Origin of the sequence: Pseudomonas sp. ICMP 3272, from assembly GCF_001466905.1 — a bacterium.
In the GTDB taxonomy this organism is placed as follows: domain Bacteria; phylum Pseudomonadota; class Gammaproteobacteria; order Pseudomonadales; family Pseudomonadaceae; genus Aquipseudomonas; species Aquipseudomonas amygdali.
Map to the genome: position 1 here is coordinate 22,827 of NZ_LKEK01000044.1, position 22,902 is coordinate 45,728.

The 22,902-nt window shown below is 59.5% G+C and carries 19 protein-coding genes; 9 read left to right on the forward strand and 10 right to left on the reverse strand.

Annotation, left to right across the window (positions count from 1 at the left end; translation table 11 throughout):
* Positions 1–5 precede the first annotated feature (5 nt).
* The 7 genes from aroB to AO068_RS09890 all read right to left on the reverse strand — a co-directional run bounded on the left by aroB (position 6) and on the right by AO068_RS09890 (position 6,717).
* Positions 6–1,109 carry a 3-dehydroquinate synthase gene (aroB, locus tag AO068_RS09860; RefSeq protein ID WP_002551658.1) on the reverse strand — a complete coding sequence of 368 codons (1,104 nt, stop codon included), beginning with the start codon at positions 1,107–1,109 and terminating at the stop codon, positions 6–8.
* Positions 1,110–1,224: 115 nt separating this feature from the next.
* Positions 1,225–1,743 (reverse strand): shikimate kinase AroK, encoded by a 519-nt coding sequence (gene aroK / locus AO068_RS09865; RefSeq protein WP_057420647.1) that lies wholly within the window; start codon positions 1,741–1,743, stop codon positions 1,225–1,227.
* A 4-nt stretch (positions 1,744–1,747) separates the two neighbouring features.
* The gene (gene pilQ, locus AO068_RS09870) at positions 1,748–3,853 is read right to left on the reverse strand and encodes a type IV pilus secretin PilQ (RefSeq protein ID WP_005743117.1); all 2,106 of its coding nucleotides are present in this window, start codon (positions 3,851–3,853) and stop codon (positions 1,748–1,750) included.
* Between the two features lie 47 nt (positions 3,854–3,900).
* The gene (gene pilP, locus AO068_RS09875) at positions 3,901–4,428 is read right to left on the reverse strand and encodes a type 4a pilus biogenesis lipoprotein PilP (RefSeq protein ID WP_002551655.1); all 528 of its coding nucleotides are present in this window, start codon (positions 4,426–4,428) and stop codon (positions 3,901–3,903) included.
* Positions 4,425–5,048, reverse strand: a complete 624-nt coding sequence (gene pilO, locus AO068_RS09880) for a type 4a pilus biogenesis protein PilO (protein WP_002551654.1) — start codon at positions 5,046–5,048, stop codon at positions 4,425–4,427. The genes pilP and pilO overlap by 4 nt, the downstream gene beginning before the upstream one ends.
* Positions 5,045–5,653 carry a PilN domain-containing protein gene (locus AO068_RS09885; RefSeq protein WP_058408268.1) on the reverse strand — a complete coding sequence of 203 codons (609 nt, stop codon included), beginning with the start codon at positions 5,651–5,653 and terminating at the stop codon, positions 5,045–5,047. Before AO068_RS09885 ends, pilO begins: the two co-directional genes overlap by 4 nt.
* Entirely contained in the window at positions 5,653–6,717 is a 1,065-nt protein-coding gene (locus AO068_RS09890) for a pilus assembly protein PilM (RefSeq protein ID WP_002551652.1), read from the reverse strand. Before AO068_RS09890 ends, AO068_RS09885 begins: the two co-directional genes overlap by 1 nt.
* Before the next feature lie 209 nt (positions 6,718–6,926).
* Here AO068_RS09890 and AO068_RS09895 point away from each other — a divergent pair, with 209 nt between their 5' ends.
* Positions 6,927–9,368, forward strand: a complete 2,442-nt coding sequence (locus AO068_RS09895; RefSeq protein WP_371875224.1) for a penicillin-binding protein 1A — start codon at positions 6,927–6,929, stop codon at positions 9,366–9,368.
* A 570-nt stretch (positions 9,369–9,938) separates the two neighbouring features.
* On the opposite strand, the gene AO068_RS09900 is transcribed toward AO068_RS09895, so the two are convergent.
* The 3 genes from AO068_RS09900 to rpmE all read right to left on the reverse strand — a co-directional run bounded on the left by AO068_RS09900 (position 9,939) and on the right by rpmE (position 12,429).
* The gene (locus AO068_RS09900; RefSeq protein ID WP_058408270.1) at positions 9,939–11,207 is read right to left on the reverse strand and encodes a malic enzyme-like NAD(P)-binding protein; all 1,269 of its coding nucleotides are present in this window, start codon (positions 11,205–11,207) and stop codon (positions 9,939–9,941) included.
* Between the two features lie 183 nt (positions 11,208–11,390).
* Positions 11,391–12,194 carry a thermonuclease family protein gene (locus tag AO068_RS09905; protein WP_054072297.1) on the reverse strand — a complete coding sequence of 268 codons (804 nt, stop codon included), beginning with the start codon at positions 12,192–12,194 and terminating at the stop codon, positions 11,391–11,393.
* A 13-nt stretch (positions 12,195–12,207) separates the two neighbouring features.
* A complete protein-coding gene (gene rpmE / locus AO068_RS09910) occupies positions 12,208–12,429 on the reverse strand; it encodes a 50S ribosomal protein L31 (RefSeq protein ID WP_002551648.1) in 222 nt (73 codons plus the stop codon).
* A gap of 169 nt (positions 12,430–12,598) precedes the next feature.
* On the opposite strand from rpmE, the gene AO068_RS09915 reads away from it, so the two are divergent.
* From AO068_RS09915 to phaZ, 8 genes are all read left to right on the forward strand, one after another.
* Complete coding sequence (locus AO068_RS09915) at positions 12,599–14,818, forward strand: primosomal protein N' (protein WP_058408271.1); 2,220 nt, start codon at positions 12,599–12,601, stop codon at positions 14,816–14,818.
* 97 nt (positions 14,819–14,915) lie between these two features.
* On the forward strand, positions 14,916–16,652 hold the full coding sequence (argS, locus tag AO068_RS09920; RefSeq protein ID WP_058408272.1) for an arginine--tRNA ligase: 1,737 nt from the start codon (positions 14,916–14,918) through the stop codon (positions 16,650–16,652).
* Position 16,653: 1 nt separating this feature from the next.
* Positions 16,654–17,349 (forward strand): SPOR domain-containing protein, encoded by a 696-nt coding sequence (locus tag AO068_RS09925; protein WP_002551645.1) that lies wholly within the window; start codon positions 16,654–16,656, stop codon positions 17,347–17,349.
* 206 nt (positions 17,350–17,555) lie between these two features.
* Positions 17,556–18,086, forward strand: coding sequence for an ATP-dependent protease subunit HslV (gene hslV / locus AO068_RS09930; protein ID WP_002551644.1), 531 nt, complete (start codon positions 17,556–17,558; stop codon positions 18,084–18,086).
* A gap of 66 nt (positions 18,087–18,152) precedes the next feature.
* A complete protein-coding gene (hslU, locus tag AO068_RS09935) occupies positions 18,153–19,490 on the forward strand; it encodes an ATP-dependent protease ATPase subunit HslU (RefSeq protein WP_002551643.1) in 1,338 nt (445 codons plus the stop codon).
* Between the two features lie 102 nt (positions 19,491–19,592).
* On the forward strand, positions 19,593–19,964 hold the full coding sequence (locus AO068_RS09940; protein ID WP_002551642.1) for a gamma-butyrobetaine hydroxylase-like domain-containing protein: 372 nt from the start codon (positions 19,593–19,595) through the stop codon (positions 19,962–19,964).
* Positions 19,965–20,277: 313 nt separating this feature from the next.
* Complete coding sequence (gene phaC, locus AO068_RS09945; RefSeq protein ID WP_058408273.1) at positions 20,278–21,957, forward strand: class II poly(R)-hydroxyalkanoic acid synthase; 1,680 nt, start codon at positions 20,278–20,280, stop codon at positions 21,955–21,957.
* A gap of 63 nt (positions 21,958–22,020) precedes the next feature.
* The gene (phaZ, locus tag AO068_RS09950; protein ID WP_004654231.1) at positions 22,021–22,878 is read left to right on the forward strand and encodes a poly(3-hydroxyalkanoate) depolymerase; all 858 of its coding nucleotides are present in this window, start codon (positions 22,021–22,023) and stop codon (positions 22,876–22,878) included.
* Positions 22,879–22,902 lie beyond the last annotated feature (24 nt).

Here is a 22,902-nt window from a genome sequence, read left to right on the forward strand (position 1 = left end):
TTCCGTTAACCTCTAAGCTGATCCACCAGGGCGCGATAGTCCGCAACCAGGGTGGCCTGTAATACTTCTTTTGGATAATCGTCCGTGATAACCGCTTCACCCATCTGGCGCAACAGCACCAGACGCAAGCGACCGTCGATGACTTTCTTGTCGATCGCCATGTGTTCGAGGAAATTGTCTTCCGTCATGTCCTGTGGTGGCACCACCGGCAGCCCGGCGCGCTGAAACAGGCGAATACCGCGATCCCGATCCTGCGTGCTGATCCAGCCCAGACGCGAGGACATTTCCAGCGCCATGACCGTACCGGCAGCTACTGCCTCGCCATGCAGCCAGACACCATAGCCCATATGCGTCTCGATGGCGTGACCGAATGTGTGACCCAGGTTCAATGTGGCGCGAACACCGGACTCACGCTCGTCGGCGCCGACCACCAGCGCCTTGGCCGCACAGGAGCGTTCGATGGCCACGGTCAGCGCTGCCTGATCCAGCCCGCGCAGCGCGTCGACGTGCTCTTCAAGCCAGGTCAGAAACGGCTCGTCGCAGATCAGGCCGTACTTGATGACCTCTGCCAGCCCGGCGGACAGTTCACGCTCGGGCAGGGTGTTGAGCGAAGTGGTATCGATCAGCACGACGCTTGGCTGATAGAAGGCTCCCACCATGTTCTTGCCCAACGGGTGATTGATGCCGGTCTTGCCGCCCACCGAAGAGTCCACCTGGGACAGCAACGTGGTCGGGATCTGGATGAAATTCACGCCGCGCTGATAACAGGCGGCAGCAAACCCGGCCATGTCGCCAATTACACCGCCACCCAGGGCGATGACCGTGGTGCGACGATCATGACGAGCGGTCAGCAGGCCATCGAAAATGGTCTGCAGGGTTTCCCAGTTCTTGAACGCCTCGCCATCGGGCAGAACAATCGGAAGAACGTTGTAACCGGCCAGGGTCTGCGTCAGACGCTCCAGATACAGCGGTGCCACTGTCGTGTTGGAAACGATAGCCACCTGACGCCCGACGATATGCGGGGTCAGGAGCTCTGGCTGATCCAGAAGGCCTTCGCCAATATGGATCGGGTAGCTACGCTCACCAAGCTCGACCTTAAGTGTCTGCATGTGTCCCCACATTGATTACCGGTTGGACGGTTTGTGCTTCAGCAGGTCATGACGCAAGGCCATGCACCGTCGCTGTTTTGCTGGTCGACGAGAATAGCGCATTTTCGCCCGCGCTTTAACGGGGAGGAAGCTCTGCAAGACGCGCCAATATCTCGAGAACCACCATTCGGGGCGGCCGCTCATCGGTTTCAATCACCACGTCGGCGATTTCCCGATACAGCGGGTCGCGGATAGCCAGCAATTCGCTCAGCACCCGGGCCGGATCGGCGGTACGCAACAAAGGACGATTTCTGTCACGCGCGGTGCGCCCGACCTGCTGTTCTATAGAGGCATGCAGATACACCACGCGCCCACCGGCACGCAGCGCCTGACGGTTTTCACTGCGCATGACGGCACCGCCACCGGTGGCCAGAACCAGGCCATCGGCTTCGCACAGCTCGGCAATCATGGCCTGCTCGCGCTCACGGAAACCCGGCTCACCTTCCTTGTCGAAGATCCACGGGATATTGGCACCCGTGCGCAACTCGATCTCCTTGTCGGAATCCTTGAACGGCAGTCGCAACTCTTTGGCAAGCAAACGGCCGATGGTGCTTTTGCCAGCACCCATCGGCCCCACAAGTATTAAATTTCGCACAAAATCAACGACTCACAGAAATCGCCTGGTTGTTCATGATACGCGGAGTCAAAAATACCAACAGCTCGGATTTGGACTCGGATACCACATCGCGCCTGAAAAGCCGGCCAAGATACGGTACATCGCCAAGAAATGGCACTTTATCGACAACTTTACTTTGCGTATTTGAGAACACACCACCAATGACGATGGTTTCGCCATCGGAAATAAGCACTTTGGCGTTGACCTCGTTTTTCTTGATCGGTGGTACGCCAAGCACCGCATTCAGGTAGTCCGGCTCATCCTTGGTGACCTTGACCTCCATGATGATGCGGTTATCCGGCGTGATCTGCGGCGTTACTTCAAGCGACAGCGAGGCTTCCTTGAAGCTCACCGTGGTTGCACCGCTGGAGCTGGATTCCTGATACGGGATCTCGGTGCCCTTGAGGATCTTGGCGGTTTCCTTGTCGGAAGTGACTACCTTGGGCTGGGAGACGATTTCACCGTTACCGGTCTTCTCCATCGCGCTCAGTTCAAGGTCCAGCAACGTATTGTTGGTGACGAAGCCCAGGCCAATGCCGGAGGTTGCGCCAGATGCGCCCATATCGACAAACGGCACGTTGGAGGTCACGTTGCTGCCAGTGTTACCTGCCTCATCGCCATTATTATCAAGGCCATAGGTTGTCCATTTTCCATTGCCGCTGGTGTTGGTCGAGCCGCCCCAGCGCACACCCAGTTGCTTGTTGTAATCGACGTTGGCCTCGACGATGCGCGCCTCGATCATCACCTGACGCACCGGAATGTCCAGTTGCGAGACGATGCGACGCAGTTCGTCGAGCCGGTCCTGGGTTTGATAGGCAATGATGTTATTGGTCCGGTCGTCCACAGTGATCGAACCACGCTCGTCGGTCTTGGACTCGGCGCTGGTCACCGACTGGAACAGCTTGGCGATATCGGCAGCCTTGGCGTAATTGACCTGCAGCAGTTCGCGACGCAGGGGCGCCAGCTCGGCGATCTGCTTGAGCGATTCAAGCTCCTGACGCTCGCGGGCAGCAATTTCATCGGCGGGCGCGACCAGCAGGACGCTGCCGACCTTGCGCTTGTCCAGGCCTTTGGTTTTCAGCACCAGGTCCAGCGCCTGATCCCATGGCACGTTCTGCAGACGCAGGGTAATACCGCCCTGAACCGTGTCGCTGGCTACCAGATTGAGGTTGGTGAAGTCGGCAATCAGTTGCAGCACCGAGCGTACGTCGATGTCCTGGAAGTTCAGCGACAGCTTTTCACCGGTGTACACCGGTTTGTCAGCGGCGCGGCGGTCCAGATCCTCATTGGTCAACGGCCGCACACTGATGGTCAGCTTGTTTTCGGTCTGAAACGCCGAGTAGTCGAAGGCACCCGACGGCTCGATCAGAATACTGGCCTTGTCACCCGTAGCCGACGCACTGACAAACTGCACCGGCGTGGCGAAGTCCTTGACGTCCAGCCGGACGCGCAGCGGTTCGGGCAGTTGGGTCTTGGCGAAGTCGACACGGATCTTGCCGCCCTGCTCCTGAATATCCGGGGCAATGCCGGGGTTGCTCAAGTCTATGATCACATTGCCTTCACCCAGCTCGCCGCGCTGGAAATCGACATTCCTGATGGCCTTGACGCCCGCAGGGATAAACGGTTTGGCAGATGCCGGAGTGGGTGGCGGCACCGCTACCCGTTGCGCGCCCATCGCGGTGGTTGGCTGGGAAGCCTGCGCAGCGGCTGCGCCCTGGCCGATAACCACGTACAGGTTGTTGCCGTCGACGCGGGAGCTATAGGGCGAAAGCGTGGTCAGGTTAATGATTACCCGCGTGCGGTCCTGAGCCTGTACAACGACCACGCTGCGTGCGTTACCGTTACCGAGTTCACGGCTTTTGGTCGCCAACTGACTGGTCACGCCCGGCAGGTCCAGCGCAATACGCGCAGGTTGCGCCGTGGTGTAACCGCGCGGCGCAGGCACCGGCGAGTCGAATGCCAGCTTGAGCTCGATGCGATCACCCGGCAGGGCGGCGACATCCAGAGTCTTTAGGTTGGCAGCCTGGAGAACCGGCGAAAGCATCGCGATGCATAACGACACGCCGATAATCGAGAAAATCCGGGTCATGATCAATTTCCGTTGAGCGCTACTGTGCATACTTGGCCTTGCCCACTTCATGAGCGTTCTTTGAGGGCGATAGTGCGCGGCCTTTCCAGCCAGGCCCCCTCTCCATCAGGAACAATTTCAATGACATCTACCTGCGCATCACCGATTGACACTACCCGGCCGTTGTTACGGCCCAGGTAATCGCCCACCTTGACGCGATGAACGCCTCCGGCACCGCGCAGCAGGGCAAATGTCCCTGACTCGTTGCCAATCGTGCCGACCATCTCGAACGACTCGATATTGAACCCTTCCAGGAACTGCCTGACCCGGTGCTCGTCCGGTGCTACCAGCCGCGAGCCCTTCTGGCGGTTGAGCAGGTCGATCTTGACCGGCGGCTGAAAAGGACTGCGCAGCGTTGAGGCGTTGTAGGTGAACGCTTCATACGGACGAAACTTCGGCAGGGCCTCGATAGTGCCGCTCGGGCGCGCTCTGGCCTGATCCATGAACGCCGACAGGTCGGCAAAATCATTGTCATTACCGCAACCGGCCAACCCTGTCATAACCACACTGACGCACAGCAATCGCGCCGCCCTCATTTCTTCAGCCCTTCATCGTTGTAGCGGTAGGTCTTGGCCAGAATGCTCATGCGCAACTTGGTCGGCACCTTCGGGTCGACCGGCTTGATCTCGAAATCGTGCAGCGTGACGATGCGCGGCAGGCTGGCGACACCGCTGACGAAGGTCGCCAGGTCGTGATAACCACCGACTACCGTGATCTGTATCGGCAGCTCGATGTAGAACTGCTGGACCGCCTCGGGCAGCAGTTTGATTTCCTCGAACTCAAGCCCGCTTCCCAGCCCGGTCCGGGTTATATCCTCAAGCAAGCCAGGCACTTCGGTGTCGCTGGGCAATTGCCGCAGCAGAGCACCGAAGGTGTTTTCCATTTCTTCCATCTGCTTCTTGTAAGGCTCAAGGTTGGCAGCCTGGAAGGCCTTGTTGGAAAACTGCTCCTTGAGCGTCACTTCACTGTTCTGTGCGCTTTCCAGCTGGGTTTCCAGATCCTGAATAAAGAAGAAGTAGCCCAGTGCGAAAATCAGTACCGCGACCAGCACGCCGGCAATGGCCTTGACCGCTGCGGGCCAGGAACCCAGGTTGTTCAGGTCCAGCTCGCTCAGGTCAACCTTGCGAAGCCCTTCCAGCCATTCAGACATATTCATGGCTTGGCTCCTGTAGCGGGCGTGGTTGCAGCGGGTGCAGCGGGTGCAGCCGCGGCAACCGGCGGCTGGGTCTGACGCACTGTCAACTGAAAGACGTTGGCCTGATCCACGGCCCCTGCAGTCGTGGCCTTCACTTCAGTCAGGCTCGGCGCTTCCAGCCAGTCAGAGGCTTCAAGGTTGCGCATCAGGTCGGAGACCCGGTTGTTCGATTCGGCAGCGCCACTGATGGCAATCAGCTTGTCGGTCATTTTGACCTGCGAGAAATAAACGCCATCCGGAAGAGTGCGCGCCAGTTGATCGAATACACGCCCTGTGATCGGGCGGTTGCCTTGCAGGTCCTGAATGATCTTCATGCGCTCAAGCAACTGTTTACGACGCGCCTTCAGGTCGCTGATCTCCTTAATGCGTATATCGAGCTGAGCGATCTGCGTCTGCACAAACGCGTTGCGCGCCATCTGATGCTCAATGGCGTTGCTGACGTAACGATCAATCAGAAACAGAATACCGACTGACACCACCAACACGCCGACCAGTGCGGTCAGGAAGCGCTTTTTACGTTCTTCGCGAAGCTCTTCGCGCCACGGTAATAAGTTGATCCGCGCCATCAGTCGAAGCTCCTCAACGCCAGACCGCACGCGATCATCAATGCGGGAGCGTCACTGGCCAGTGCCCCGGCATTGACCTTGGAGCTCAGGGCCATGTCGGCAAACGGGTTGGCGACCATCGTCGGGGTGCCGATGCGTCGTTGAATCAAATGCTCCAGCCCTGAAATCGAAGCCGTGCCGCCTGCCAGCATGATGTGATCCACGGAGTTGTATTGACCGGCCGCAAAAAAGAACTGCAAAGAACGGGAGACCTGCTGCACCAACGCATCCTTGAAGGGGTCCAGCACCTCGCTGACATAGTCGTCGGGCAACCCGCCCTGCTTCTTGGCAAGCCCGGCCTCCTCCATGGAAAGCCCGTAGCGACGCTGGATTTCGTCAGTCAGTTGGCGGCCACCGAACAGTTGCTCGCGGGTATAGATGATCCGGCCATGATGCAGCACGCTGAGGGTGGTCATGGTGGCACCGATATCGACCACCGCCACGGTAAGCTCGTCATGACCGTTACCCAGTTGCGCAGCCAGCAGGCCGAACGAGCGTTCAAGGGCGTAAGCTTCGACGTCCACCACGCGCGCGGTCAGCCCGGCCAGCGCCAGCGCTGCCTCGCGCACTTCGACGTTCTCTTTGCGGCAGGCAGCCAGCAATACTTCGACGCGTTCGGGATTGCGCACCGAGTAGCCCTGCACTTCGAAATCGATGGCGACTTCTTCCAGCGGATAAGGGATGTACTGGTCAGCCTCAAGCTTGAGCTGGTTTTCCATGTCGTCGTCGGAAAGACCGGCGTCCATTTCAATCGTCTTGGTGATCACGGCGGAACCGGCTACGGCGACCGCCACAATCTTGACGCTGGTCTTGGCCTTGGCGAGCACGCGAGACAGCGCCTGGCCAACCCCTTCGAGCTCGGCAATATTCTTTTCGACGACAGCGTTGGCCGGCAACGGCTCGACTGCGTAAGACTCGACCTTGTAACGAGTGCCGGAACGACTCAATTCCAGGAGTTTTACCGAGGTGGAGCTAATATCGATCCCTAGAAGGGTGTTGGCCTTCTTACTGAAGAGTTCGAACACAACCTGATTCCTATGAGTTTCCGCCACTTACGGAGTTATTTCGGGTCAACGTCACTGTCGACAGCCTTGACAGTAGCGCAAATCACGCTCGTGGACGAAAAATGCTTATAATGCCCAGCGATTTTTTCATTTAAGAAAGCTTCAAGGCGTGTTCATTTGTAAATGCCTGCGCTTAACCCATTATTTTTTCTGGAAATCCAAAAGCCTTGATACGCCTGCTGAAGTTTTTCTGGTGGTCCCTCGTCGCGGTATTCTGCTCGCTGTTGCTTGGCCTGAGTGGCGCGTTTCTCTACCTGAGCCCGACCCTGCCATCGGTTGAAGCGCTGCGAAGCATTCAACTGCAAATCCCCCTGCGCGTATTCAGCAGCGACGGCAAGCTGATTGCCGAGTTTGGCGAGATGCGCCGCACGCCGATTCGCTTCGCGGAAATTCCACCCAATTTCATCAACGCCCTGCTATCGGCCGAAGACGATAACTTTGCCAATCACTACGGCGTCGACCCGAGCAGCCTGATGCGCGCTGCCACACAACTGGTAAAAAGCGGCCATATTCAGTCAGGCGGCAGTACCATCACCATGCAGGTCGCGAAAAACTTCTTCCTGACCAGCGAAAGAAGCTTTTCACGCAAAACCACCGAGATTCTTTTGGCCTTGCAAATCGAGCGCCAACTTACCAAAGACGAGATTCTCGAGCTGTACGTCAACAAGATTTATCTGGGTAACCGCGCCTACGGAATCGAAGCGGCGGCGCAAGTCTACTATGGCAAATCGATTCGCGATGTAAGCCTTGCGCAAATGGCCATGATTGCCGGTCTGCCCAAGGCACCGTCACGCTTCAACCCGCTGGCCAACCCGACCCGCGCCAAGGAACGCCGCGACTGGATCCTCGGCCGCATGTACCGCCTGGGCAAGATTGACCAGACCGCTTACCAGACAGCCTTGAACGAACCGCTCAACGCCAGTTATCACGTGCCAACGCCGGAAGTGAACGCGCCGTACATTGCTGAAATGGCGCGCGCCGAAATGGTCGGCCGTTACGGCAGCGAGGCCTATACAGAGGGCTTCCGCGTCACTACCACGGTGCCGAGCGACCTTCAGGAACACGCCAACAAGTCCATCCAGCAGGGCCTGATAGATTACGACCAGCGCCACGGCTATCGCGGCCCGGAAAGCCGCTTCCCGGGCATGACCCGCGCCAACTGGGTACAGGAACTGACCAAACAACGCATGATCAACGGCCTCGAGCCCGGCATCGTGACCCAGGTCGACAAGACCGGCTTGCGCGTGCTGACCCGCAACGGCGAGAAAGAAGAAACGGTGGACTGGGCCACCATGAAGTGGGCGCGGCCTTACCTGAATACCAACAGTCTGGGGGCGAATCCGAAGCAGCCAGGCGATGTTGCGAAGGTGGGCGACCTCGTTCGTCTGCTGCGCCAGGACGACGGCTCGCTGAAATTCAGTCAAATTCCCGTCGCGCAGAGCGCCCTGGTCTCGCTTGACCCGCAAAACGGTGCCATTCGTGCACTGGTCGGCGGCTTCGCTTTCGAGCAGAGCAACTACAACCGCGCCATGCAGGCCAAGCGTCAGCCGGGCTCCAGCTTCAAACCGTTCATCTACAGCGCTGCACTGGATAACGGCTACACCGCCTCCAGTCTGGTGAACGACGCACCTATCGTGTTCGTCGACGAGTATCTGGACAAGGTATGGCGTCCGAAAAATGACACCAACACCTTCCTTGGCCCGATCCGCCTGCGCGAGGCGCTGTACAAGTCTCGCAACCTGGTATCGATCCGCCTGCTCCAGGCCCTCGGCATCGACAGCACCATCGACTACATCACCCGTTTTGGCTTCTCCAAGCAGGACTTGCCGCGCAACCTGTCGCTGGCACTGGGTACGGCTACGTTGACCCCGATGGAAATCGCCACCGGCTGGGCCACCTTTGCCAACGGCGGTTATAAGGTCAGTCCTTATCTGATCCAGACCATCGAGAACCGTGACGGCCAGACTCTGTTCGTCGCCAACCCGCCAAGCGTACCGGCCAACGACGTCAATACTGCGCCCAATACATCGACCTTTGCCGTGCATGACAGCCCGAGCGTGGTCGCAGGCCCACCGGGCACACCGGCCCAGCCGCAAGCGCCCGCCGTTGCAGAGCGCATTGTAGATGGCCGCACGACCTACATTCTGAACAGCATGCTGCAGGACGTAATCAAGCGCGGCACCGGGCGGCGCGCTCTGTCCATGAACAGGCCGGATATCGCCGGCAAGACCGGTACCACCAACGATTCCAAGGATGCGTGGTTCTCCGGTTACAACGCGGACTATGTGACAACTGTCTGGAGCGGCTTCGATCAGCCTGAAAGCCTTGGTCGTCATGAATTTGGCGGTACGGTCTCCCTGCCGATCTGGATGGACTACATGAGCGCTGCACTCAAGGACAAGCCACCGCATCAGCAGGCCGAACCGCCGGGCATCCTCAGCCTGCGAGTAGACCCGTTGAGCGGCCGCGCTGCCACACCTAGCACGCCGAACGCGTTCTTCGAACTGTTCAAAAGCGAAGACACACCGCCAAGCGTCAACGAACTGGGCGGCAGCAGCGCACCGGGCAGCCCGTTGCCAGCGGATGAGTCAGCACCGATCGATTTGTTCTGATAGCACTGCGCAGGTAAGTGACGCAGCGCGTCACATGGACCGTGAGGAACGATCATTTCAACTATCGTGCGACGCTCCGCGTCGCATGCCGTTCTGGACGCTCCGCGTCCTCTTTTGATTCAGCGGTGCCGCGCAGATTTGTGACGCAGAGCGTCACCCAAGGCATGCCCACGCTGGAGCGTGAGGAACGATAATCCCAACTATCCCGTTAATCCCAACTATCGTGCGACGCTCCGCGTCGCATGCCGTTCTGGACGCTCCGCGTCCTCTTTTGATTCAGCGGTGCCGCGCAGATTTGTGACGCAGAGCGTCACCCAAGGCATGCCCACGCTGGAGCGTGAGGAACGATAATCCCAACTATCCCGTTAATCCCAACTATCGTGCGACGCTCCGCGTCGCATGCCGTTCTGGACGCTCCGCGTCCTCTTTTGATTCAGCGGTGCCGCGCAGATTTGTGACGCGGAGCGTCACCCAAGGCATGCCCACGCTGGAGCGTGAGGAACGATGATCTCAATTCCAGGCATAAAAAAACCCCTGCATCGCTGCAGGGGTTTTTTATTGCGTCAAGGATCAGCCCTTGAACACATCATCCACGCTGGTCAGCGGGTAGTGCTTCGGATAAGGCAGGGTTGCAACACCGCTCTCGATGGCTGCCTTGGCAACTGCGTCGGCGATCAGGCCCAGCAGGCGGGTGTCCATTGGTTTCGGGATGATGTACTCACGACCGAATTCCAGTTTGATACCGCCGTAGGCATCGCTGACTTCCTGAGGAACAGGCAGTTTGGCCAGTTCGCGCAGGGCGTTGGCTGCAGCGATCTTCATTTCTTCGTTGATACGCTTGGCGCGAACGTCCAGAGCACCACGGAAGATGAAAGGGAAGCCCAAAACGTTGTTGACCTGGTTCGGGTAGTCCGAACGGCCGGTCGCCATGATCACATCGCTACGGGTGGCGTGAGCCAGCTCCGGGGAGATTTCCGGGTCCGGGTTCGAGCAGGCGAACACGATCGGGTCCTTGGCCATCAGCTTGAGGTTTTCAGCGCTCAGCAGGTTAGGACCTGACAGGCCCACGAACACGTCAGCACCATCCAGTGCGTCGGTCAGCGAGCGCTTCTCGGTCGCGTGAGCGAACACAGCCTTGTACTGGTTCAGGTCGGTACGGCCAGAGTGAATGACGCCGGTACGGTCGACCATGAAGATGTTTTCGATCTTCGCGCCCATGCTCACCAGCAGCTTCATGCAGGAGATGGCTGCAGCGCCAGCGCCCAGGCAGACGATCTTCGCGGAATCGAGGGTTTTGCCGACAATTTCCAATGCGTTGATCATACCGGCAGCAGTCACGATAGCGGTGCCGTGCTGGTCATCGTGGAAAACCGGGATGTCGCACTGTTCGATCAGCGCTTTCTCGATTTCAAAGCACTCAGGTGCCTTGATGTCTTCCAGGTTGATACCACCGAAGGTGATGGAGATACGCTTTACGGTGTCGATGAATGCCTGTGGGCTTTCGGAATCGACTTCGATATCGAAAACGTCGATACCGGCGAAGCGCTTGAACAGAACCCCTTTACCTTCCATGACCGGCTTGGAGGCCAATGCGCCCAGATCGCCGAGGCCGAGAATCGCGGTGCCATCGGAAATAACTGCTACCAGGTTGCCTTTGCCGGTGTACTTGTAAGCCAGCTCGGGGTCACGGGCAATTTCACGCACGGGTTCAGCAACGCCAGGGCTGTAGGCCAGAGCCAGGTCACGAGCGGTTGCAGTCGGCTTGGTGAGTTCGACGCTCAGCTTCCCCGGACGAGGATTGGCATGGTATTCGAGCGCGGCAGTTTTCAAATCTGACATGTATTGGATTCCGCTTTTTTTACTGTGGGACAGACGGACCGCCGAGGATACGCAAGATGCATAGTCCTAACAAGACTGACCAGTCACTGCTGTCAATAGGCACAGGATTAGACTTTACGCTTAGATACCTGAAACGTGAACACCCGGTCACCCATCGCCAGACAACTGGCCAGAAGGCAGTTTCTATCGACCTGAAGGGCTCAGCATCGCAGGGTGGGTCAGTGGCAGCAGCCAGCGTGCCTGCCCTGATTTCAGAGCACCGCGCCGGGACCGATCGACCACCCAGCCGCGCGCCTCGACCTGCCGGCCCTTGAGGCGCTCCAGCATTGCCGTGTCGAATGAGTTCACGTTAGCCGGGGCAACACGCAGGACCAGCGAGCCTTGCAACTCGATCCAGATACCGCCGCGATTGCGCTGCACGCTCTTGACCTGACCGGACACTATCGCAAAGCCGCTTTTGCTCAGCCTGGTCGAGGGCTGAACCGGCGAGTCGCGCCACACACCCAATTGCGCCTGCCGCGCTGCACGTTCGGCAACTTGCTGGCAATCGACCAGCGCAACATTGGGCGCAACGGCCACCAGATACCCCAACCCTTCGCTGAGCAACTGCGCCTCAAGGTTTGCACCCTTGCGATCGTAAACGTTGGCCAGAGTCCGACCGTAATGGTCCTTGCCCTGCTGGCCGACACGCAAACCGACCTGACCGCCGCTTTCATCCACCAGCGCCTGCAAGCGTCTTTTCGCAGCCTCGGCAAACGGCTCGGCAGACTGGCCTTTCTTGCCGGTCTCAGGCGTGTTGAGCCCGATCATCCGCACGCTGCGGCCATCACTCAGGCGCAGCGTGTCGCCATCGACCACGCGCTGCACCTGCGCAACCGGCAACGAGGCAGGTGCCGGGCAGAAGGCCTGCGCGCCGGAAACCCAAATCGCGGGCATAAAAAAGACGCCCACAAGGAGCGCCTTTTCAAGCAGCCTGGAGATGCCCATGGGGCAGCCAGTCTTACTTCGCTTTGGTAGCGCCGAACGCACCGAAACGGGATTTGAACTTGTCGACACGGCCGCCAACGTCAAGCGTCTTCTGCTTGCCGGTGTAGAACGGGTGGCACTCGTTGCACACGTCCAGGCTCAGCGGAGCGGCCAGGGTGGAACGGGTCTTGATGACATTGCCGCAGCTGCAGGTCGCGTCAATGGCTTCGTAAACTGGATGGATATCAGCTTTCATCGGTACTTCCTCGGTCTAACGCGCCGCCATCCAACACTATTGTTGAATACCGCACGGAAATAGGCTGCGGATAGTACCAGACAATTGCAACGACGCAAGCGAACCTTCACACCGGTCGTCTGCTAAGATCGCGCCTCCGTCATCACTCATCATCACAGGGAAACACCGCGTGCCCGACGCCATCCTGCGCCTTGCCCTGCCCTCGCCGCTTCGCCGCCTGTTCGACTACCGCGCTCCTGCGGGTGTGTCGCGCAGCGCCTTGCAGCCTGGCATGCGTCTGCGGGTGCCGTTCGGGCGACGGGAAATGATCGGCATTCTGGTGGAAGTGGTCGATCACAGCGAAGTGCCTGCCGACAAGCTCAAACCGGCCATTGCCCTGCTCGATAGCGAAGCGCCATTGCCGCCCGCGCTGTTCAAGCTGTGTCTGTGGACCTCGCAGTATTATCAGCACAGCCTGGGCGACACGCTGAGCTGGGCCTTGCCGGTGCTGTTGCGTCAGGGCGAACTGGCCGAAAGCCGCCAGGAACGCTTCTGGCACGTTGCACCGGGTGCCAGCGTCGATGACCCGCGCATCGCGCGAGCGCCCAAGCAACGCGAAGCGCTGACCACCCTCGCCCAGCATCCGCATGGCGTGGCGCATCAGTTGCTGAGCAAGCTGATGCTTAATAAAGACAGCCTCAACCTGCTGCTGGCCAAGGAGCTGGTATACGTTGAAGTGCGCAGTCACGCGCCCAGCGCACGCCATGAACACTGGCTGGCCCAGCCTGAATTGCCGCTCAACACCGAGCAGCGCGCTGCTTACGAAGCGATCCGTGCCGGGTTCGACAGCTTTCATGCGTTTTTGCTGGCTGGCGTCACCGGCAGCGGCAAGACTGAAGTCTATCTGCAACTGATCCGCGAAACGCTTGAGGCCGGCAAACAGGCGCTGGTGCTGATTCCGGAAATCAACCTGGGGCCACAAACCCTGGCGCGTTTCGAACAGCGCTTCAATGCCCGCATCGCGCTGCTGCATTCGGCAGTCAACGACCGCGAACGACTGGATGCCTGGCTGGCGGCTCGCGATGGCGAAGCCGACATTATTATCGGCACGCGCTCGGCACTGTTCACGCCGATGAAGAACCCCGGCCTGATCATCATCGACGAAGAACACGACGGCTCCTATAAACAGCAGGAAGGTCTGCGCTATCACGCCCGCGACCTGGCACTGGTGCGGGCGCGTCAGGAAAACATCCCGATTGTCCTCGGCTCGGCCACGCCTTCGCTGGAAAGCCTGCACAACGCCTACACCGGACGCTACGGCCTGCTACGCCTGAACCAGCGCGCAGGCGGTGCGCAACAGCCGCGTTTCATGCGCCTGGACGTCAAGAGCAGGCCACTGGACAGCGGCATCTCCGGGCCGATGCAACAGGCCATCGGCCAGACGCTCGCGGCAGGTCAGCAGGTGCTGGTCTTCCTTAACCGTCGCGGCTTCGCACCCACCTTGCTGTGTCACGACTGCGGCTGGATGTCTGGCTGCCAGCGCTGTGATGCGCGCATGACCGTGCACCAGCGCTCGGGCGAGCTGCGCTGCCATCACTGTGGGTATGTCGAACGTGTACCGCGCCAGTGTCCGTCCTGCGGCAAAGTGGATTTGCGCCCGGTAGGCGCGGGCACCGAACGTGCCGAAGAGCGCCTGGCGATTCTGTTTCCGGACTACCCCGTGCTGCGCGTGGATCGCGACAGCACCTCGCGCAAGGACGCCATGAATCAGTTATTTGCGACCATCCAGCGCGGCCAGCCGTGCATTCTGGTGGGTACGCAAATGCTCGCCAAAGGGCATCACTTCCCAAGGGTAACGCTGGTGTCGATTCTGGATGCCGACGGCGGGCTGTTTTCCGGTGACTTCCGGGCCAGCGAGCGCATGGCGCAGTTGATCGTGCAGGTTGCAGGGCGTGCCGGCCGCGCCGAAGAGCCGGGCAAGGTGATCATCCAGACTCATCTGGCCGAACACCCGTTGCTGATCCAGCTGACCGAGCAGGGTTATTTCGCCTTTGCCGAGCAGGCCTTGAGCGAGCGCCGCTCGGCTGGTTTGCCACCTTTTTCGCACCTCGCCCTGCTGCGCGCCGAAGCACACAAGCCGGGGCAGGCCGAAGCCTTTCTCGATCAGGCCTGCAGTGACGCCGAGCAACTGGTTGCGCAAATGGGCCTGGGCGGCATCGAGCTGCTGGGCCCGGTTCCGGCACCGATGGAACGCCGCGCCGGGCGTTATCGTGCGCAACTGCTGGTGCAGTCCAGCGCACGCGCGCCACTGCACAAATTACTTGCCACCTGGTTGCTCGCGCTGGAGCAAATGCCCAGCGGACGACAGGTCAGATGGTCGCTGGATGTGGACCCGGTGGATCTTTATTAAGTCACGCCGTTGGCAAGCAGGCTTGAGCAACGGATAATGCGGAGTTTTTCCACCCGCGCATCGAAGCGCCACCGCGCTTGCGGTCGAAGAGAGCACAATGAAAGACACCATTCGCCAGCTGATTCAACAAGCCCTGACCCGTCTCGTCACCGAGGGCGTCTTGCCAGAAGGGCTGACGCCGGCGATCCAGGTGGAAAACGCCCGTGACAAGACTCACGGCGATTTCGCCAGCAATATCGCGATGATGCTCGCCAAGCCTGCCGGGATGAAGCCGCGCGACCTGGCTGAAAAGCTGATCGCCGCCCTGCCTGCCGACGAGCAGGTCAGCAAGGTCGAAATTGCCGGTCCGGGCTTCCTGAACTTCTTCCAGAACACTGCCGCACTGGCTTCGCGCCTCGACGCAGCCCTGGCCGACCCGCAGTTGTCGGTACGCAAGGCGGGTGCCGGGCAGCGTGTGGTGGTCGACCTTTCGGCACCCAACCTGGCCAAGGAAATGCACGTTGGCCATTTGCGCTCGACCATTATTGGCGACGGCGTGGCGAACGTTCTGACGTTCTTGGGCGACACAGTCATTCGCCAGAACCATGTGGGCGACTGGGGCACCCAGTTCGGCATGCTGCTGGCCTATTTGCAGGAAAAACCGGCGACCAGCGACGAGCTGTCCGACCTGGAAAACTTCTACCGCGCCGCCAAGCAGCGCTTTGACGAGTCCGAAGAGTTCGCCGAGCGTGCTCGTGGTCTGGTGGTCAAGCTGCAGGCCGGCGATGCCGAGTGCCTGGCGCTGTGGACGCGCTTCAAGGACATCTCGCTGTCGCACTGCCAGGAGACCTACGAGCGCCTTAACGTCAAGCTGACCCCGGCCGACGTGATGGGCGAAAGCGCCTATAACGATGACCTGGCCAATGTGGTCAACGACCTGAAAGCCACTGGCCTGCTGGTCGAGAGTAACGGCGCGCAATGTGTGTTCCTCGAAGAATTCCGCACCGCCGATGACACGCCTCTGCCGGTGATCGTGCAGAAGGCCGGTGGCGGCTACCTGTATGCCACCACCGATCTGGCCGCCATCCGCGACCGCAGCAAAGTGCTCAAGGCTGACCGCGTGCTGTATTTCGTCGATCAGCGTCAGGCCCTGCACTTCCAGCAGGTATTCGAAGTCGCTCGCCGCGCAGGTTTTGTCCACGACGGCATGCAGCTGGAACACATGGGTTTTGGCACCATGAACGGCGCCGATGGCCGCCCGTTCAAGACCCGCGACGGCGGCACGGTCAAGCTCATCGACCTGCTCGATGAAGCCGAAGAACGTGCCTACACGCTGGTGAAGGAAAAGAACCCGGAAGTCGCCGAGGCCGAGCTGCGCAGTATCGCCAAGGCCGTGGGCATCAGCGCGGTGAAATACGCTGACCTGTCCAAGCACCGCGCCAGCGATTACAGCTTCAACTTCGATCAGATGCTGAGCTTCGAAGGCAATACCGCGCCTTATCTGCTGTACGCCTACACCCGTGTGGCCGGTGTATTCCGCAAGCTGGGCAGCGCGTTTGACGCCAGCAAGGGCCAGATTGTCCTGGCAGCACCGCAAGAGCAGGAACTGGCTGCACGTCTGGCGCAGTTCACTGAAACACTGAATAACGTCGCAGAAAAAGGCACACCGCACGTACTTTGTGCTTACCTGTATGACCTTGCGGGTCTGTTTTCGAGCTTTTACGAAAACTGCCCGATCCTTGGTGCGGAAAATCCCGATCAGCAGCAAAGCCGTCTGCGTCTGGCTGCCCTGACCGGCCGCACCCTCAAGCAAGGCCTGGACCTGTTGGGTCTGGAAACTCTGGAGCGTATGTAAGTTGGCAGTTGCAAAGAAGAAACCGGCACCCAAGCGGGGCGCCAGCCGTTATCAGGCACCCGCGAAGAAGCCGATTCCAGGATGGTTGTGGCTGGCGATTGGCTTGACCGTGGGCGCGTTCGTGGTCTTTCTGATGAAGCTTGAACCGGGCGGCGAAGACGTCAAGCGGGTCAAGGCGGACGCCAAGGCCGCGAAGATCGCCGAGGCGAATAAAACACCACCGAGCCCGACGGCTCCGGTCAAGCCGAAGTACGACTTCTACACATTGCTGCCGGAATCGGAAGTAATCGTGCCGAACGAAGCCGTGCCGGAGAAGACCCCGCCGCCTGTGGCACCGACCGCACCGGTCTCGCCGGAACAGGCTGCCAAGATCGACACGGCACGCGCCCAGGCAGCACTCAGCGGCCTGACGCCTCCGCCAGCACCACCGGTTGCCACGACCAAGCCGGCAGCGGTGACGACGTTCTTCCTGCAGGCGGGCTCGTTCCGCAAACAGGCTGACGCCGAGAAAGTCCGCGCGCAGATCATCCTGCTGGGCCAGACGTCTACCGTCGAGTCAGGCACTGTGAAGGATGAAACCTGGTACCGCGTACTGGTCGGCCCGTTCAGCAACCGCGAACAACTGACCACCGCCCAGAAACAACTGGCAAGCGGTGGATTTAGTAACCTGTTGTTGCAACAGCGCCAGAGCCGCTAGCTGAAACAGAGCGCGCAAAGCGCTCTGCGCTACAGGTGGGAGTGAGCTTGCTCACGAAGAGGCCGTTACAACTGCCGGAGATTTATGCCTCCGGCAGTCAGCTGCCAGTTATCCCCGCTGTTCATCCTCAAGGTTGAAATACTCACCCACACCCCCATATGAGTTTGCATCAGGGCATTTTCGCCCCGCAGTGTGGAGACTCTCCCTTGACCACCATCGTTTCAGTGCGCCGCCACGGTAAAGTCGTCATGGCTGGCGACGGCCAGGTTTCTCTGGGCAACACCGTCATGAAAGGCAACGCCAAGAAGGTGCGCCGTCTTTATCACGGTGAAGTAATCGCCGGGTTCGCTGGCGCGACCGCCGATGCATTCACGCTGTTCGAACGCTTCGAAGCCCAACTGGAAAAACACCAGGGGCATCTGGTTCGTGCAGCTGTCGAGCTGGCCAAGGACTGGCGTACCGATCGCTCGCTGAGCCGTCTTGAAGCCATGCTGGCCGTCGCCAACAAGGACGCCTCGCTGATCATCACCGGCAACGGCGATGTGGTCGAGCCCGAGGACGGCCTGATCGCCATGGGCTCCGGCGGCGCATTTGCTCAGGCCGCCGCACGCGCCCTGCTGCTCAAGACCGACCTGTCGGCCCGCGAAATTGCCGAGACTTCCCTGCATATCGCTGGCGACATTTGCGTGTTCACCAACCACAACATCACCATTGAGGAGCAGGACCTCGTCGGCTAAGCCGTTGCCGGGCCGCACAGTCTGCGGCCCCTTCGGCTTCACCGTACCAGAGGACCGTGAATTACCATGTCCATGACTCCCCGCGAAATCGTCCACGAACTTAACCGCCATATCATCGGCCAGGACGATGCCAAGCGCGCCGTCGCCATTGCCCTGCGCAATCGCTGGCGCCGCATGCAACTGCCCGAAGAGCTGCGCGTTGAAGTGACGCCCAAGAACATTCTGATGATCGGCCCGACCGGTGTCGGCAAGACCGAAATCGCCCGTCGTCTGGCCAAGCTCGCCAATGCACCGTTCATCAAGGTTGAAGCGACCAAGTTCACTGAAGTGGGCTACGTAGGCCGCGATGTAGAGTCGATCATCCGCGATCTAGCCGATGCGGCGATCAAGCTTCTGCGTGAACAGGAAATCATCAAGGTTCGCCATCGCGCCGAAGACGCGGCCGAAGACCGTATTCTCGATGCCCTGTTGCCGCCTGCCCGTGTCGGTTTCAACGAAGACCCGGCGCAGAGCAACGATTCCAACACCCGCCAGCTGTTCCGCAAGCGTTTGCGCGAAGGCCAGCTGGACGACAAGGAAATCGAAATCGAGATCAACGAAGCCGTAGGTGTCGATATCTCCGCGCCGCCCGGCATGGAAGAAATGACCAATCAGCTGCAGAGCCTGTTTGCCAACATGGGCAAAGGCAAGACCAAGAGCCGCAAACTCAAGGTCAAGGACGCGCTCAAGCTGGTACGCGAAGAAGAAGCGGGCCGTCTGGTCAATGACGAAGAGTTGAAGGCCAAAGCGCTGGAAGCGGTCGAGCAACACGGCATCGTGTTCATCGACGAAATCGACAAGGTTGCCAAGCGCGGTAATTCGGGCGGTGTCGATGTGTCCCGCGAAGGCGTACAGCGCGACCTGCTGCCGCTGATCGAAGGCTGCACCGTGAATACCAAACTGGGCATGGTCAAGACTGACCACATCCTGTTCATTGCATCTGGCGCGTTCCATTTGAGCAAGCCAAGTGATCTGGTCCCCGAGCTGCAAGGCCGTCTGCCGATCCGCGTTGAACTCAAGGCGCTGTCGCCGCAGGACTTCGAACGCATTCTCAGCGAGCCACATGCGTCGTTGACCGAACAGTATCGTGAACTGCTCAAGACCGAAGGCCTGAAGATCGAGTTCAAGCCTGAAGGCATCAAGCGTCTTGCCGAGATTGCCTGGCAGGTCAACGAGAAAACCGAGAACATCGGTGCCCGTCGCTTGCATACGCTGCTTGAGCGTCTGCTTGAGGAAGTCTCGTTTAGCGCTGGCGATCTGGCTATCAGCCCTGACGCAGCACCGATTGAAATCGATGCAGAATACGTCAACAGCCACTTGGGCGATCTGGCCGAAAACGAAGACCTCTCGCGGTATATCCTTTAAAACTGCAAGTGTTTAGCTACAAGCTGCAAGAGGTTCTCCACCCTTGCAGCTTTTTTGCTTCTGCCTGTAGCTTGTAGCTGCTCTTCCTTGAGGCTGCTTTCAATGCTCCCCACCGCCATCCAGCTGCACAAAGCTTCCAAAACCCTGACGCTTAAGTACGCGCCGGATGAGGAATATCATCTGCCCGCCGAATTTCTGCGGGTGCATTCCCCTTCTGCCGAGGTTCAGGGCCATGGCAGGCCGATCCTGCAATTCGGCAAACTGGGCGTCGGTCTGAGCAAGGTCGAGCCGGCTGGGCAATATGCACTGAAATTGACCTTTGATGATGGCCACGACTCAGGACTGTTCACCTGGGAGTACCTGTACGAACTGGCAAGACGCCAGGAGTCCCTGTGGGAGGACTATCTGCAAGAGCTGAAAAAAGCCGGCAAATCCCGCGATCCCTCCGAGCAAGTCATCAAGCTGATGCTCTGACCCCTGCCGCCCGCGCGATCCTCACAGAACATTCAAACCCGTGCAGCCTCACCGCTCGCCGTTTTAGGACGCGCTTTCTAATCGTTTTTGTTTCAATGTTCCGCGCAGCGGCCAATGAGTGGCTGACGCTGCTTGCGATTTTTTGAAATCTCGCGTAACCAATAACCTTGGCAAGTTCCCTGCATCGAAGTCGATGCGAGAAACAGCCTGCAAGGCATGAGTTACACGAGCAGTAGTGCTGGCTAACCGCCTGTGTCACTGGTTCACAGGCAAGGAATGTCAGTGTTCGCATCAAGACAATGGAGCGTCGTAGATGAGTAACGCGAAAGACGATGACCTGCAGCGCCAGGCTTCCGAGCACACCCTGGGCCTCAACCCGGTCGTTGGCCTGCGGCGCAAGGATTTACTGAGCACCGCGCGGATGGTTTTGCGTCAGGCTTTCAAGCAACCGATCCACAGCATCAAGCACGTCGCGCACCTTAGCGTCGAACTCGGCAACGTGATCTTCGGCAAATCTGCCTTGCAGCCAACACCGGAAGACCGTCGCTTCGCTGATCCGGCCTGGAGCCAGAACCCGCTGTATCGCCGTTACCTGCAGACTTACCTCGCCTGGCGCAAGGAACTGCATGACTGGATCGGTGGCAGCGATCTCACCCCGCAAGACATCAGTCGCGCGCACTTTGTGATCAACCTCATGACCGAGGCCATGTCACCGACCAACTCTGCCGCCAACCCGGCCGCCGTGAAACGCTTCTTTGAAACCGGTGGTAAAAGCCTGCTCGATGGCCTGTCGCACTTGGCCAAGGACCTGGTGAACAACGGCGGAATGCCGAGCCAGGTCAACATGGACGCGTTTGAGGTTGGCAAAAACCTGGGCACCACTGAGGGGGCCGTGGTGTTTCGCAATGACGTACTGGAATTGATCCAGTACAAGCCGATTACCGAGCAGGTTCACGAGCGACCGCTGCTGGTGATCCCACCGCAGATCAACAAATTCTATGTCTTCGACCTGAGCCCGGAAAAAAGCCTGGCGCGCTTCTGCCTGCGCAGTAACGTGCAGACCTTCATCATCAGTTGGCGCAACCCGACCAAGGCACAACGCGAATGGGGGCTGTCGACCTACATCGAAGCGCTCAAGGAAGCGGTCGATGTGGTACTGGCGATCACCGGCAGCAAAGACCTCAACATGCTGGGCGCCTGTTCCGGTGGCATTACCTGCACAGCGCTGCTGGGCCACTACGCAGCCCTGGGCGAAAAGAAAGTCAACGCCATGACCCTGCTGGTCAGCGTGCTCGATACCACGCTGGATACCGAGGTCGCGCTGTTCGTCGACGAGCAGACCCTGGAAACTGCCAAGCGTCATTCCTATCAGGCGGGTGTGCTGGAAGGTCGTGACATGGCCAAGGTGTTTGCCTGGATGCGCCCTAACGACCTGATCTGGAATTACTGGGTCAACAATTACCTGCTGGGCAACGAGCCGCCAGTCTTCGACATTCTGTTCTGGAACAACGACACCACACGCCTGCCCGCCGCCTTTCACGGCGACCTGATCGAAATGTTCAAGAACAACCCGCTGACCCGCGCCAACGCGCTGGAAGTCTGTGGCACGCCGATCGACCTCAAACAGGTCACGGCCGATGTGTTCTGCCTGGCCGGCACCAATGACCACATCACGCCATGGGCCTCCTGCTACAAATCAGCACGGCTGTTTGGAGGCAAGACCGAGTTTGTACTGTCCAGCAGCGGCCATATCCAGAGCATCCTCAACCCGCCGGGCAACCCCAAGTCGCGTTACATGACTCACGACGAGCTGCCAGCAGACCCGGCGGCCTGGCAGGAAAACGCTACCAAGCACACCGATTCCTGGTGGCTACACTGGCAAGAGTGGCTGGCCACGCGCTCGGGCAAGTTGAAAAAGGCGCCTGCCGGGCTTGGTAACAAAGCCTATCCGGCAGCCGAGGCAGCGCCCGGAATCTATGTTCACGAGCGTTAGACCCGTCAGTCTTGAAAAAACCCGGGGTGCGTTCCCGGCGGTTAAATCAACAGGGCTTAGCGCATGCCGCAACCGTTTGTTTTTCGCTCCATCGACCTGAACGGACACACTATTCGTACGGCGGTGCGCCCAGGCAAGAGCCATCTGACACCGCTGCTGATCTTCAACGGCATCGGTGCCAACCTGGAACTGGTGTTCCCGTTTGTTGAAGCACTGGACCCGGACCTGGAAGTCATCGCCTTCGATGTGCCGGGGGTCGGTGGTTCGTCGACACCCAATCGGCCTTATCGCTTTCCGGGACTGGCCAAGCTCGCAGCGCGCATGCTCGATTACCTCAACTACGGGCAGGTCAATGCGATCGGTGTTTCGTGGGGCGGGGCGCTGGCTCAGCAGTTCGCTCATGACTACCCGGAGCGCTGCAAGAAACTGGTGCTGGCCGCCACGTCGGCAGGCATGGCGATGGTGCCGGGCAAGCCTCGCGTGCTGTGGTTGATGGCCAGCCCGCGCCGCTACATTCAGCCGTCGCATGTGATCCGTATTGCACCGGAGATCTACGGCGGCGCGTTTCGACGCGATCCCAATCTGGCGGCCAATCATGCTGCCAAGGTGCGCTCGTCCGGCAAGCTGGGCTATTACTGGCAATTGTTCGCGGGCATGGGCTGGACCAGCATTCACTGGCTGCACAAGGTTCACCAGCCGACCCTGGTTCTGGCCGGTGATGACGACCCGCTGATTCCGCTGGTGAATATGCGCCTGTTGGCCTGGCGGATACCCAATGCCCAGCTACACATCATCGATGACGGGCATTTGTTCCTGATCACGCGTGCCGAAGCCGTGGCACCGATCATCATGGGTTTTCTGCAACAGGAACGGCAGCGCGCAGTCATGCACCCGCAGCCAACGCCGCCCAGAACGCGCTGATAGCGCCAGCACGCCCGTTAATAT